We start from the raw sequence: 13,511 nt of genomic DNA, 5'->3' as shown, positions 1-13,511 counted from the left end.
CGTGGAGTAGGTAGCCGATCTCGCTGAAATGACTGATCATGGCGTGTGTAACGCTGCGGAAGTCTGGCACTACAGGAGGTACTCGTGGCCGAGACTCTCAAGAAGGGCACCCGGGTTACCGGGGCCGACCGTGAAAAACTGGCCTCCGATCTCAAGAAGCGCTACAGCGCGGGTGAAAGCATCCGCGCTCTGGCCGCTTCGACCGGCAGGTCGTACGGGTTCATCCACCGCATCCTGAGCGAGTCCGGTGTGACTCTGCGCGGGCGCGGTGGCGCCACCCGAGGCAAGTCCAAGCGCTGACTCCGCCTCGGAACGCGCGACCGCAGCCGCTCGTCCCCCACACGCCGAAGCCGTTCCCGCCCGAGCCTATAGAACCTCATTCTGGAGAGTCGATAGGCTCGGGCGAGGCGGAAACGGAAGGTGGGAGAACGGGCGATGGTGGAAGTGGCGTTCGGGGGGAGTGCGGAGGAGATCTCTCTGAAGGAGGTCGGTCTGCGCTACGAGGTGGACGGCGAGATCGCGACGATCACGCTGGACCGTCCGGAGAAGCGGAACGCTCAGACGTTCGCTACTTGGTCGGCTCTGGCTCATATCGGTGACAACCTGCCGCAGCAGGTGAGGGTCGTCGTGATCAGAGGTGAGGGGCCGTCCTTCTCGGCGGGGATCGATCTGAGGATGTTCACCCCGGAGGGGGTGCCAGGGCAGGGGGCGTTCACGTCCCTGGCGACACTCGACGAGACGGCTTTCGTCGACCGGGTGGCGGCGGCCCAGCGGGGTTTTCTCTGGCTGAGACGTCCCGACATCGTCTCCGTGGCGGCCGTGCAGGGCCACGCGGTCGGTGCGGGGTTCCAGCTGGCGCTCGCCTGCGACCTGCGGGTCCTGGCGGACGACGCCGAACTGTGCATGAAGGAGCCGGCTCTCGGGCTGGTTCCCGACCTGACCGGCACCAAGCCGCTGGTCGATCTGGTGGGCCTGTCCCGGGCCATCGAGATCTGCCTGACCGCCCGCGTCGTGGGGGCGCAGGAGGCGGCCAGGATCGGCCTGGCCGAACTGGTCGTCGCACCGGGGGAGTTGACGGAGGCCGTGCGCGACCTGACCGCCGCGCTGCTGGCGACCAACCGTGACGCCGCGACGGCGACCAAGCGGCTGCTTCAGGGTGCTTCGGGGCGCACGCTGGAGGAGCAGGCCGCGGCCGAGGCGCGCGAACAGGAGGCGCGTATCAAGGCGGTTTTCGGGTAGGTCATCGAGCTTTCAAACGGTCCGTCATGTTCGGCGAGGAGACCGCCGGGCAGGTGAATCGCCCCCCCGCCACGGCTCCCGGCTGCGAAACGGCCGGGGCCCGTCTCGGCAGGGGAGGCGAGAAGCCGCCCTTCTCCCGGACGAGCCACCGGTGTTCGCCTCAAGCTGACGAGGGAATGAGCGCGCCTCTCCCGGTGCTCGCATCGGGAGAGGAGGCCAGATGGCGATGATGGGTGGGGGCTTCGGCCCCCAGATGATGCGTTCGCTCCGGCGGGACAGCTCGGTGACCAAGGAGCGTCTGACGCCGGGCACGGTCCGGCGCATCGCTCGCTACGCCAGGCCCTTCTCGCGGCATATCGCCGCCTTCCTCGCGCTGGTCGTGGTCGGCTCGGTCATCGTGATCGCCAACCCGCTGCTGATGAAGGCGATCATCGACGACGGCATCGTCGCCAGGCGCCAGGGGGTGGTGATCGCCCTCGCGCTGGTCATCGCGGGCCTGGCGGTCGCGGACGCGGTGCTCACCCTGGCCCAGCGCTGGTTCTCCGCGCGGATCGGCGAGGGTCTCATCTACAACCTGCGCACCGAGGTCTTCGACCACGTCCAGCGCATGCCCGTGGCCTTCTTCACCCGCACCCAGACCGGCGCCCTGGTCTCCCGGCTCAACACCGACGTCATCGGAGCCCAGCGTGCCCTGACCAGCACGCTGTCGTCGGTCGTGGCCAACGTGGTCATGCTGGTGCTGGTTCTCGGCGCCATGCTGGTGCTCTCGTGGCAGATCACCCTCGTCGCCCTCGTGCTGCTGCCGATCTTCGTCCTCCCCGCCAAGTGGGTCGGCAGGAAGATGTCCGGGCTCACCCGTGAGCAGATGGAGCTCGACGCCGAGATGAGCTCCATGATGACCGAGCGGTTCAACGTCGCCGGCGCGATGGTCGCCAAGCTGTACGGCCGCCCGGCCGACGAGGCGGCCGCCTTCGGCGGCAAGGCGGGGCGGGTGCGCGACGTCGGCGTCACCGTGGGCATGTACGGGACGGTCTTCCGGGTCGCGCTCGGCCTGGTGGCGGCGCTGGCCACCGCCCTGGTGTACGGTCTGGGGGGCCTGCTGGCCGTCTCCGGCGTCTTCGAGCTCGGCACCCTGGTGGCCCTCGCCGCCCTCCTGATGCGCCTGTACGGCCCGCTGACGAGCCTGTCGAACGTGCACGTGGACGTGATGACCGCGCTGGTCAGTTTCGACAGGGTCTTCGAGGTGCTCGACCTGCGGCCCATGGTCGCCGAGCGGCCCGACGCCAGGCCCCTTCCCGAGGGGCCGGTCTCCGTGGAGTTCGACGACGTCCGGTTCAGGTACCCCACGGCCTCGGAGGTGTCGCTGGCCTCGCTGGAGGCGGTGGCCCGCCCCGACACCGGGCCGGGCCACGAGGTGCTGCGCGGCGTCACCTTCACCGCCCGTCCCGGCCAGATGGTCGCCCTGGTCGGCCCCTCGGGAGCGGGGAAGACCACCATCACGGGCCTAGTCTCGCGCCTCTACGACGTCAGCGAGGGCGCGGTACGGATCAACGGCCTGGACGTGCGAGACGCCACCCTGGCCTCGCTGCGCGACAGCGTGGGGGTCGTCATGCAGGACGCCCACCTGTTCCACGACACCATCGGGGCCAACCTCCGCTACGCCAGGCCCGAGGCGAGTGAGGAGGAGATCTGGGAGGCGCTGCGGGCCGCCCAGATCGCCGAGTTGGTGCTGGACCTGCCCGAGGGGCTGGAGACCGTGGTGGGCGACCGGGGGCACCGGCTGTCCGGTGGCGAGAAGCAGCGGCTGGCCCTGGCGAGGTTGCTGCTCAAGGCGCCCCGGGTGGTCGTCCTCGACGAGGCCACCGCGCATCTGGACTCCGAGTCCGAGGCCGCCGTCCAGCAGGCGCTGAAGGTCGCGCTGGCCGGGCGCACCTCGCTGGTCATCGCCCACCGGCTGTCCACGATCCGCGAGGCCGACCAGATCCTGGTGGTCCAGGACGGCCGTATCGTCGAGCGGGGCCGGCACGAGGAACTGCTGAGCAGGGGGGCGGTCTACGCCGAGCTCTACCGGACTCAGTTCAGTCAGGCGTCCTGACCGCGTCCACGGTGCCGGCGGCGCGCCTTCGAGTGGCTCTTCCAGCGCGGATGGTGTAGATCATGGGGGCGTGGAAGACCGGCTTAGACGTGATGACCTGACCGACGACGAGTGGACACGGCTGGCGCCGTTACTGCCCGATCACGCCAGGCAGGGGAACCGGTGGGCCGATCACCGCACGATCATCGACGGAGTGTTCTTCCGGACCAGGACCGGCTGCCCCTGGCGGAAGCTGCCCGAGGCCTACGGCAAGTGGAAGACGGTCTACAACCGGCATCGCCGCTGGTGCCGGGACGGCACCTGGGAGGCGATCCTGGACGCGCTGCCGAGCGCTCCCGCCCGGCGGCCGGCCCCGCCCGGGGACATCCGTCCAGGTGCGATGTTCGTGGTCGCCAACTGGTGACCGGTTGACGGAGGGGAACGCGGGCCGGCGTCAGGATGAGGGGACGTAGCCCAGGCGGGTGAGCTCCTCGCGGGCGACCTTGGCCACCAGTTCGGCGTCCTGGCCGCGCAGGCGGGTGCGCCAGACGCCGACCTTCGGCATGTTCCGGCCCAGCAGGGCGATCTTGGGGACCCGCGTCTCCAGAAAGCGGGAGAGCTCGCCCATGGCCTCGGCCGGGGAGGAGACCAGGTCCTCGTAGCGCAGGGTCAGCAACTGCTCGCGGGGCAGCTCCTGGTGGAGCGAGGCCGCGAGCCGGACCGCGCTGCGCCAGCGCAGCGCGCACTTTCCCGCCGTGGGCATCGCCTTCCAGCGTTCGCGGTGCTCGCCGGAGCTGACGCCGAGGAAGGGGTTGGGGAACTCCGTCTCGTCGCTCAGCATGGCCGGCTTGAACCAGGTCAGGGAGGCGGGGTCGGCCAGCATGTCGGCGGCCACGTCCCGGCCGTCCCTGATCAACTGGACGAAACGGGCGTCCGGAAAGGCCTGCAACAGCACCGAGGCGCTGTAGAGCAGGTCGGGGCTGGCGTCGCCGAAGCGGGCCACCGAACCCGAGGCCACGCAGGGGCCCGCTCCGGTCACGCCGCCCGCTTCCCGGCACGGGGCCGGGCACTCCTCGCAGGCGCCGGGGACGATCTGCCAGGACTCGGCCATGGCGTCGCGGAGCACGCGGGTCGCGCCCATGCCCCGCCCCGCGATCGAGGGGCGCCGGGCGAAGGCGTAGACGACGTGTGCCACCGCCGCACGTCCCATGGTGACGTGGAACCCGGGGGAGCGTTTCAGGGCACGGGCCAGCAGGTCCGCGCCAGAGTGCGGGGCGGCGAGCACGAACACCGGGTGGCGGACCTTGATGCCGTTGACCACCAGGATGTGAGGCGGAGGTCGCATATGAAAGCCCAGTGTGGCACCGTTTGGGGAGTGAACGAACCGGCCGGCATACCGGTCCCGCCCTCGCCATGCCCGGGTGACACCGTGGCGGTGGTCGCCCCGTCGGGACCTCCCGATTTCGGAAGGCTGGCGCGTGGCGTCCGCGTCCTGGAGGGGCTCGGCCTGAAGGTCGTCATCGGGGCCCACGTCCTCGACAGGGACCGCTACCTGGCGGGCTCCGACGCCGATCGCGCCCGCGACCTGCAGGACGCCTGGTGCGACCCTGCGGTGAGCGCGGTGTTCTGCGCCCGCGGCGGCTACGGTGCCACCCGGCTCCTCGGCCTGCTGGACTGGGAGGCGATGCGGGCCGCCGATCCCAAGGCGCTCGTCGGCTCCAGCGACGTCACCGCGCTGCACAGCGCGTTCGCCGTGGAGCTGGGCGTCGCCTCCTGGTTCGGGCCGATGTCGGCCTGTTCCACGATCAGCGACCCGGAAGGGCCCGAGCCGCGCACCTTCGAGAACTTCACGGCCGCCCTCGCCGGGACGCCGCCGCCGATCACCGGTGACCGGGTGATCGTTCCCGGTGCGGTCACGGCACCGGTCACCGGCGGTAACCTCAGCCTGCTGGCCGCACTCTGCGGCACGCCGTACGCGCTGTCGGCCCGGGGGCGGATCGTCCTGCTCGAGGACGTCGACGAGGCGCCGTACCGGATCGACAGGATGCTCACCCAGCTGCTGCAGGCGGGGACGCTCGACGGAGCGGCCGGGTTCGTCCTGGGCTCCTGGGTCGACTGCGGTGACCCCTACCCGGTGCTGGAGGAGTTGCTCGCGCCGCTCGGGGTACCCGTCATCGCGGGGCTGCCGGTAGGGCATGGAGCGCCACAATTTTCAGTATTGCTTGGGGCACTTGGTGCTATTGATGCAAAATCGTGCTCTCTGACCTACTCAACAGGGGGCGTCGACAAGGCACTCTAGGTGCGAACCTAGGAGGAAACCGGCAGAGGGGGCGCACGCGTGAGACTGTTCCGGCGGCACCGTGACCGGCGAACCGAGGCGCTACCGCGCCCGATCGAAGAGGTCGATCTCGACTCCTTGCTCGCCCTGGTCGCGGACAGTCTCGGTTATGCCTGCGCCTTCGACCCCGGCGGCGCCGCCCTGACGCTCACCGGCCCGCGCCGGGTCGTGGTGCGACTGGCGGGGCTGCGCGCCGAGGCGCTGAGGCGCTCCCGCGAGGACTGGCCGGTGCTCGTCTCCGAGCACCTGGCCCACGTCCTGGCCACGGCGGACGAGCCGCTCGACGCCTGCGACCTGGAGCAGGTGCGCCCGATGCTGCGGACCCGCATCCAGCTCGACGACGACCTCGACTCGGCCCGCGTGGTCGGCCGTCACCTCACCGCCGACCTGGTCGAGGTGCTCACCATCGGCTACGGCCCCGCCGGTCGCCCGGTCCGCCCCGAGGAGGTCGGCTGCTGGCCGATCACCGCCGCCCAGGCGCTCGATGTGGCCCTGGAGAACGCCCGCCAGGACGAGCGGCTCTCGGTCACGGAGGGCGACCTCGGTGGCGTGGCGGTCCGCAGGCTGACCGGACCCACCGCCGGCGCCGCCGCCCACCTGCGCAGGCTGGGCGACTACCTGCCCGTCCCCTCCGACGGGGTCCTCGTCGCGCTGCCCGACCCGGCGACGCTGATCGTCCATCCGGTCGAGGGCATCGGCGTGGTCCGCGCGATCGAGCGGCTCCGGCTGTTCGCCCAGCGGGAGTTCGATCTGCGTGCCGAGGCGCTCAGCCCGCAGGTCTACTGGTGGCACGGTGACCGCCTCTCCCTGATCAGGGCCGACCTGGTCAGCCAGGACGGACAGACCCGGCTGGTGGTCGCGCCCCCGCCGGACTTCGCGCGCGTCCTGGCGGCGATGGCCGCCCGCCCGGAGAGCCACTCCGACGGCGAGTCCGGCGCCGGCTGATCCGCCGGCCACCCGAAGCCGAGGTGGCGTGAGCACACCTCGGCACCGGGAGCCCCCCACCTTCTTCCGGTACGGGGACGATGTCGACCGCCGACCGTTCGCCATGGCGACCGCGGACGCGAGAGGATGTGTCCCGCCCCTCCACGCCCACCTCGGTGGCCGCCGCTCCCCTTCCAGGATCGGCCGGCGCCCCCGCCCGCGCCCTGGCCGTGGTCGCGAGATGGGGCATGATGAGGTCTGGATCTACGAGGAGTGGGACATGGCGCAGTGGTGCCTCGGTGTCGATCTGGGGACGAGTTTCTCCGCCGGGGTGATAGCGGCCGAAGGGCGCTTCGACGTCCTGGAGGTCGAGGGAGAGCGGCGCATCCCCTCCGCCGTCATGCTGGACGAGCGGGGGACGCTCGTGGCGGGCAGGATCGCCCAGCGGGGCATCGCGATCAGCCCCGAGCGGGTCGAGCGTAACCCCAAGCGCTACGTCGGCCGGGGCCGGATGCTGCTCGGCGGTGTCCCGGTGGACGTGGCCGACACCATGGCGGCGCTACTGGAGCTGTTCGTCAGCGAGGGACGGCGGCGCTTCGACGGCGCCGATCCCGACTGCATCGCGCTGACCCACCCGGTGGCCTGGGACGCCGACCGTAAGGCGGTGCTGCTGGCGGCGGCCAGGAAGGTCGTCAGCGGCGTGCGGATCGTGCTCATCGACGAGCCCGTCGCCTCGGCCCGCTACTTCGCCTCCGCCGGGCGGGCGGACGGCGGGTCGCGGCTGGCCGTCTACGACCTCGGCGGCGGTACGTTCGACGCCGCGGTGCTCACCGTGGACGGCGGTGACTTCGCGGTCGTCGGCGAGCCGGGCGGCAGCGACGAGATCGGCGGCGAGGGGTTCGACGAACAGGTCTTCGCGTTCCTCGGAGCCCAGATCGAGGGGCTCGACGCCGACTGGTGGCAGCAGGTGACCACCAACCCCGAGCGCCGCTACGTCAGCTACGCCGCGGACCTGCTCAAGATGGCCAGGGAGGCCAAGGAGACGCTGTCGAAGTTCGACACCTCCTCGCACTACGTGGTCGGCATCAACGAGGACGTGCACATCACCAGGGCCGACCTGGAGGATCTCATCGGCGAGGAGATCGTCAGGACGGTCGACATCCTGGACGAGACGATCCGCGGCGCGGGGGTCGAGCCCGGCGAACTGGCCGCGGTGTTCATGACCGGCGGCCCCAGCCGGATGCCGCTGGTCCAGAAGGCGGTACGCGAGCGCTTCGGCGACCGGGTGCGGACCTACGACGACCCGAAGATCGTGGTCGCCTACGGCGCCGCGCAGCTGGCCTGGAAGCTCAAGGTCGAGCACCACGAGCCCGGTGCGGGCCGCACCCCCACCGGCGGCCACCGGGTGTCCGCCGGTGCGGCGGGTGTTTCCGGCACGGGACAGGCCCCCAGTGCTCCCAGCGCTCCCAGCGCTCCCGGCGCTCCCGGCGTCGCCGGTACGGGGCAGCGGGCCTTCACCGGCCCGGTGGCGAATCCTCCGGGCCCGGTGGCGGCCGGACCGGCGGTGGGCCACCACACGCCCAGTGTGCCCGGTGCGCCGGTGGCCGTTCCCACCGGTGGACACCGGGCCTTCACCGGTCCCGAGGGCGGTGCCACCGGCGGCCACCGGGTGCTCACCGGTCCCGGCGACGGCGCCACCGGAGGGCACCGGGAGCTCGGCGGCCGGCCCGCGGGCCGAGGGGGCGCGGCGGGCGGGGACGGGCCCAGCGTCCAGGGGATCGAGAAGGTGATGGACGGCGTGCTGGAGGCGCGTATCGAGGCGGGCCAGGTCTTCGTCCACCAGGCCTTCGAGCACGGCCACCTGCTGCGCAGACTCGACGGGATCGAGGGCCGGTACGACCGGGAGCTCGGCTTCGGCAGGCTCGTGGAGTGGGCCGCCTCCAGCGAGGGCGTCGTGGCGGTGGAGCAGGTCGGGCCCGCGCAGGTGCTGGTCCGCGCCCTCACCCGCGACCTCGCCATCCGCGCCACCCACCCGCTGCAGATGTGGGGCAACCCCACCGTGATCGCCCACGGCCGTACGGCGTGGGTCTTCTTCCACTCCCGCCAGGTCGTCGGTGTCGACACCTCGATGGGCCTGCCCTGGGGGGAGACCGGCCAGCTGGCCATGATCGAGCTCGACCTGGGCAGCGGCTTCGCCTTCCAGGCCCCCCAGCCACGCGAGCTGGGCCCCTACGCCCAGTGGTTCCTGAACGAGGACAACAGGCTGCGCCGGCTGCTCGACCAGGAGGCGCCCAGCGGCACCGAGCCGTCCTCCTCGGTGGGCGCGCCGGGCTGCACCGTGGTGCTCGGGCAGTTCAGCAGCAACAAGCCGATGTTCCAGAACCGGCACCAGGACTTTCGGCCATGGCAGGTGCTGTGCCTGGTCGACCCCGGCGGCGTGGTGCGCCCGACGGTGCGCGAGCCGGGGCGCGGCTGGCTGCACCAGGTGGTCCTGCACCGGGGCAGGTGGTTCACCTCCGGCTCGGCGGGGCTGGAGGCCGACACCGCGGACGGCAGGACCAGGCTGGTCATGCCGCGTCCCCGGGGCGGCGCGCTGCGCTGGTTCTCCGCGGGCAACGAGATCTACGCGGTCGGCACCGACCAGGTGAGCCCCGTCAGGGGCTGGTCGGTCGGGATCTTCGACCAGCGTTCCCAGACGCTGGAGTTCCTGATGGGCAAGCAGTCGGCGACCCTGGCCGGCCACCTCACCTCCCGCCACCGCTGGGAGCGGCCGAGGCTGGTCGCCGACGGTGACTCGATGTGGATGACCATGCAGGACGCGGGCCGCAGCAGGCTGCTGCACATCACCCCGGGCGGAGCGCGGGAGGTGCATCGCACGCCGGGGATGTTCGAGCCGGTCGTCCGGGTCGCCACGGGCCTGCTCTGCCTGCACCGCCCCGACGACGCCACCGGCGCCACCCGCGACCGGCCCGCGACCCTGGTGCACCTGCCGCTCTGACCCGTTCTCGTCCCTGGCCTCGGCCAGGGACGAGAACGGCCGTCGTTCCGGCCATGAGGGTGCCGGACTCGGGTGACCGGCGCTGCCGCAGGGGGCGGCCGCCCGGTCAGGTTCCCGCGGGGACCGGCTGCTCGGTGCCCAGGGCGGCCACCGCGCCGGCCAGTTCCTTGCGGAGTTCGTGGCCGCGCGTGGTGAGGGTGCCGATCGCGGCGATCCGGTCCTGGCCCGACTTGCGGGCCTTGAGGCGGTCGGCGGCCGAGCGGGCGGAGGCGGACTTCAGTTCGGCGCGTCTGGTCTCCAGCTCCCTGCGCCGCCGGGCCAGGGTGTCGTCGGCGGCCTGCTCGACGCTCACCCGCCAGGTGGCCACCATCCGCTCCAGGTCGAGTGTCATCTCCCTGGTGACCACGGCGAACTGGTCGCGCAGCGCCCCTCTGATCGCCGCCTGGCTGCGCTGCACCTTCTCCATCGAGCGCCGCCCCATGAAGATGGCCGCGCCGATGGCCGGGGCGACCAGGATGAAGCCCACCGGGCCGAGCAGGGCCGTGGCGAAGCCGCCCAGGGACAGTCCGATCGAGGCCGAGGGCAGCACGTCCCGGATGAGGTCCACGCTTTCCGGGGCCTCGGCGGCCATGTCGCCCCTGACCTGGACCTGCGACAGGTTGGGCATCGCCTGCCTGTCGGCGGTCAGCTCGATCGGGTCGAGGCCGAGATCGCGGGCGAAGGCGTCCAGCGTGGTCCTGGCCAGCTTCTCCACGTCGTAGACGATCTGCGACCAGGCGGCCTCCAGGGAACGCTGGACGCTCACCGGTAGCTCCGCCATGTACTGGTCGATCTGGGCCTGCTTCTTCAGCGTGGCGATCGTGTTCTCGTACGGCTGGCGGATCTCGGCCACCCGCGCGCCCACGATGCCCCCCACCTCGCGTCCGATGAAGGTGTTGGCCACCATGCCCGCCCTGCGCCGCGCGGACAGCTCGGCCAGGCCCGCCAGGTCGGCGTCCACCTCGGCGAGCCGGGCGGTGACGTCGCCGTCGTCGTCGGAGCCCGCGGCGACGTCGTCCTTGGCGCTGGTCGCCAGCGAGCCCAGCACCGACAGGGCGGCGGCGACCACCGTGGCGCCCCGCGCCGACTCCCTGCCCTCGGCGAAGGCGCGCAGGTGCCGCTCCAGCGCGTCCATGCCGCTGCGCGCCCGCAGCGTGTTCGCCCGTTCCTCGCGCCCCTCGCGCCTTTTGGCCTCGGCGGCCTCGGCGAGCTTGGCGCTCACCGGGATCCACGGTGCCTCCAGGAGCGGGGCCAGCGTCGCGGCCCTGGCGGGGTCGGCGGCGATCGCCTCGGTGACGAACGTCCTCAGGCGGGTCCTGTTCTCCTCCTGAAGGTTTCGCCAGTTGGTCGAATCCTCCACCTTGGTCAGCACGAACACGATCGCCTGGACCCGTTCGGCGGCCTCCGCGAGGAACTCCAGCTCGTGCCTGAGCACCGGCTGGTCCTGCGCGCTGAGCGCGAACAGCAGCGCGTCGGCCCGCTGGAGCATGGCCACGGTCACCTGCCGGTGCCCCACCGTCAGGCTGTCCACGCCGGGGGTGTCGAGCAGCCGCAACCCGTCGAGCAGGGGGTTGTCGAGGGTGATGTCCACGCTCACCACGTCGCGGCGCTTGCCCGCGTCACCGCGCATCGAGGCGTAGTCGGGGATCGACTCGATGGTGATCGGTGTCTGCAGCGGCCCCGAGTCGGTGCTGCGGTGGACGACGGCGGCCAGCCGGGGGCCGCGCCGCAGCGACAGAAAGCAGTTGGTGGCGACGTCGGCGTCGACCGGGAGCAGGTCGGGGTGGCCCACCAGCGTGTTGAGCAGCCGGCTCTTGCCGCGCTTCTGTGCCCCGGCGACCACGATGTCGGTGCACTCGTCCTTCCAGCGGCCCGCGCACGCGGCCAGCACCTCCGCGAGGTCCTGCCTGCCGCACTGCCCGGCCAGCGCGTGGACCTCGTTGGCGTAGCGCAGCAGCCTGGCCACGGGGCCGGTCGGGTCGGGGGTCGTCATGATCCTTTTCTCCTGTCGGGGATGGATGGGGATGGGCCGGTGCCGCCTTCCGGCGGTGTCCCGCCTCAGGAACCGTCCGCGTGGTGCGACCAGATGGTCTCGTACGCCTCGCAGAGGGTCTCGGCCGCCCGCCGCTGCCGCAGGGGGAGTGGCCGGTGGGTGAGGGTGCGGAACCGGGCGCTCAGGGCGGCGGCGTAACCGGCGATCTCGGCGCGCGGGGTCCCGGGTGGCGCCCCGAGCTGGGTGGCCAGCTCGGCCCCGGAGAGCAGCAGCTCCAGCGCCCGCCGGTCGTCGGCCGGGACCATGGGGGAGGCCCGCAGCGTCTCGATCGCGGCGGGGTCCACGCGGACCGGCGGGAGCTTCTCGCCGCCCCCGCCGCCGGGGGGTGCCTGCTCCTCCAACGCCGCCGAGACGAGGTCCTCCAGGACGGTCAGCACGTCCCTGGCCCGGTGCCCGCCGGCACGTCCCTCGCTCATCATGGCGAGCGTGCGCCAGCGCATCGACGCCGCGGTGGCGGCGGCGGCGATCTGCTCGGAGGAGGCCTCCGCGGGCAGGCCGAGCTGCTCGGCGGGCTCGTCGTGGCGGGCCAGGCGCAGCAGCTCGGCGGTCATCTCCTCGTTCAGGACCAGCGTTCCGCGGCCGAGCGCCTCGGCGGCGGTGAAGATTCGCAGGCCGCCCAGGGAGGTCGCGATCGGCCGGTTCTCGTCGAGCTGGGCCGCCAGCGCGTCCAGGGTGGCGCGGTCGGCCCCCATCGCCGGCGTCCTGGCGAGTGCGCGGAGCCGGGTCAGCGCGTCGAGTGCCTTCAGCTGGTCGGCGCGGCGGGCGAAGTGGGCGATGCCCGCGGCCACGGAGCCGGTCGCGGCCCGCCCGGCGGAGGAGTAGCCGGAGCGTTCCAGCAGGTGGGAGGTGAGCGCCTCGGGGGAGACGGTGCCGGCCGCGCGCACCGCCTCGACCGCGCTGGTGATGCCGTAGCGGTGCAGCCGCTCCACCAGCCGGTGGCGCACCTCGGCCGGCACGGGTATCTCGGGCGCGGAGCGGAAGTCGTCCAGGTCCAGGAGGTAGTCCTCCAGGTCGTCCTCGTCGAGCCCGGCCAGTGTCTCCAGGGCCGCCACCTCCTCGCCGCCCAGCGGGAGGGCCCGCGCGGTCTCGGCCAGCAGGCCGATCACCGGGACCACGTCGAAGACGGAGGTGCGCAGGTCCTGGTACCCCTTGGCGGCCAGCCGCCTGGCGGTCGGCCACGGGTCGCCCTCGTCGCCGCGCCGGTCGACCTGGCCGAGCACGGCGAGGGTGTTGACGCAGCTCATTCCGCAGGCGTCGGTCAGCCCGCGAAACTCCGCGAGGGTGGTGTCGTCGAATTTCTGGACGTAGCGCAGCACGTAGATCATCGCTTGTGCGCGGTCGTCCTCCTCACCGGAGCCGAACAGCATGCTCCTGGCCGCCCGCTCGTTGGCGGCCGTCACCGTGTTCATGCCGGGGGTGTCGATGATGGTGACGGTGCGCAGCGACGGCAGGTCCAGGGAGACCCGCAGGCGCCGGATCCGGGCCACGTCGACGCCGAGCTCCGAGGGGAGCCGGTGGCCGGGCAACAGCCGGGAGTGGGCCACGCCGCCGTCAAGGAGCTCGATCGTGATGCGGCCGTCGTCCTCGCCGTACTCGTACTGGGTGACGACAAAGGTGCACTCACCGGCGTCCACCGGAGCGACGGGCAGTCCGAGCAGCGCGTTCACCAGCGTCGACTTGCCGCTGCTGACCGCGCCCGCCACGGCGACCCGCAGCGGCGCGTCGAGGCCGGCGCGCACCTGCGCCACCCGCTCGCGCAGCTCCGCGCCGGAAAGCCTGGCCGAGGTGGTGTCGCACAGGTGGCGCAGCAGATCCGCGGGTCCGGTGCTCACGCGTCACCGCCCTG

At 72.3% G+C, this 13,511-nt stretch carries 10 protein-coding genes; 7 read left to right on the top strand and 3 right to left on the bottom strand.

The genetic code is table 11. The annotated features are described in order from the left end of the window. Nucleotides 1–84 precede the first annotated feature (84 nt). The 4 genes from ACWD3H_RS07995 (at nt 85) to ACWD3H_RS07980 (ending at nt 3,737) form a co-directional block, all read left to right on the top strand. A complete protein-coding gene (locus ACWD3H_RS07995; protein ID WP_030904785.1) occupies nt 85–300 on the top strand; it encodes a helix-turn-helix domain-containing protein in 216 nt (71 codons plus the stop codon). A gap of 135 nt (nt 301–435) precedes the next feature. Continuing rightward, nucleotides 436–1,239 (top strand): enoyl-CoA hydratase/isomerase family protein, encoded by an 804-nt coding sequence (locus ACWD3H_RS07990; protein WP_355553341.1) that lies wholly within the window; start codon nt 436–438, stop codon nt 1,237–1,239. A 220-nt stretch (nt 1,240–1,459) separates the two neighbouring features. Next, nucleotides 1,460–3,334, top strand: a complete 1,875-nt coding sequence (locus ACWD3H_RS07985; RefSeq protein WP_451954467.1) for an ABC transporter ATP-binding protein — start codon at nt 1,460–1,462, stop codon at nt 3,332–3,334. A 70-nt stretch (nt 3,335–3,404) separates the two neighbouring features. Continuing rightward, nucleotides 3,405–3,737, top strand: a complete 333-nt coding sequence (locus ACWD3H_RS07980; RefSeq protein WP_355553347.1) for a transposase — start codon at nt 3,405–3,407, stop codon at nt 3,735–3,737. 30 nt (nt 3,738–3,767) lie between these two features. Here the strand turns inward: ACWD3H_RS07980 and ACWD3H_RS07975 are convergent, their stop codons facing one another. After that, the gene (locus ACWD3H_RS07975) at nt 3,768–4,658 is read right to left on the bottom strand and encodes a sulfotransferase family protein (RefSeq protein ID WP_355553350.1); all 891 of its coding nucleotides are present in this window, start codon (nt 4,656–4,658) and stop codon (nt 3,768–3,770) included. A gap of 30 nt (nt 4,659–4,688) precedes the next feature. On the opposite strand from ACWD3H_RS07975, the gene ACWD3H_RS07970 reads away from it, so the two are divergent. From ACWD3H_RS07970 to ACWD3H_RS07960, 3 genes are all read left to right on the top strand, one after another. Continuing rightward, nucleotides 4,689–5,612, top strand: coding sequence for a S66 peptidase family protein (locus ACWD3H_RS07970; RefSeq protein ID WP_451954466.1), 924 nt, complete (start codon nt 4,689–4,691; stop codon nt 5,610–5,612). A 39-nt stretch (nt 5,613–5,651) separates the two neighbouring features. Beyond that, nucleotides 5,652–6,596 (top strand): hypothetical protein, encoded by a 945-nt coding sequence (locus tag ACWD3H_RS07965; protein WP_451954465.1) that lies wholly within the window; start codon nt 5,652–5,654, stop codon nt 6,594–6,596. Between the two features lie 220 nt (nt 6,597–6,816). Continuing rightward, nucleotides 6,817–9,573, top strand: coding sequence for an Hsp70 family protein (locus ACWD3H_RS07960; RefSeq protein ID WP_451954464.1), 2,757 nt, complete (start codon nt 6,817–6,819; stop codon nt 9,571–9,573). Between the two features lie 106 nt (nt 9,574–9,679). On the opposite strand, the gene ACWD3H_RS07955 is transcribed toward ACWD3H_RS07960, so the two are convergent. Together ACWD3H_RS07955 and ACWD3H_RS07950 are read right to left on the bottom strand one after the other, a co-directional pair. Further along, nucleotides 9,680–11,605 carry a dynamin family protein gene (locus ACWD3H_RS07955; RefSeq protein ID WP_355622799.1) on the bottom strand — a complete coding sequence of 642 codons (1,926 nt, stop codon included), beginning with the start codon at nt 11,603–11,605 and terminating at the stop codon, nt 9,680–9,682. Nucleotides 11,606–11,670: 65 nt separating this feature from the next. After that, nucleotides 11,671–13,497, bottom strand: coding sequence for a dynamin family protein (locus ACWD3H_RS07950; RefSeq protein ID WP_451954463.1), 1,827 nt, complete (start codon nt 13,495–13,497; stop codon nt 11,671–11,673). Between the last annotated feature and the right edge of the window lie 14 nt (nt 13,498–13,511).

The organism is Streptosporangium sp. NPDC002607, from assembly GCF_053592655.1.
This window is presented reverse-complemented; position numbering and strand designations above follow the sequence as displayed.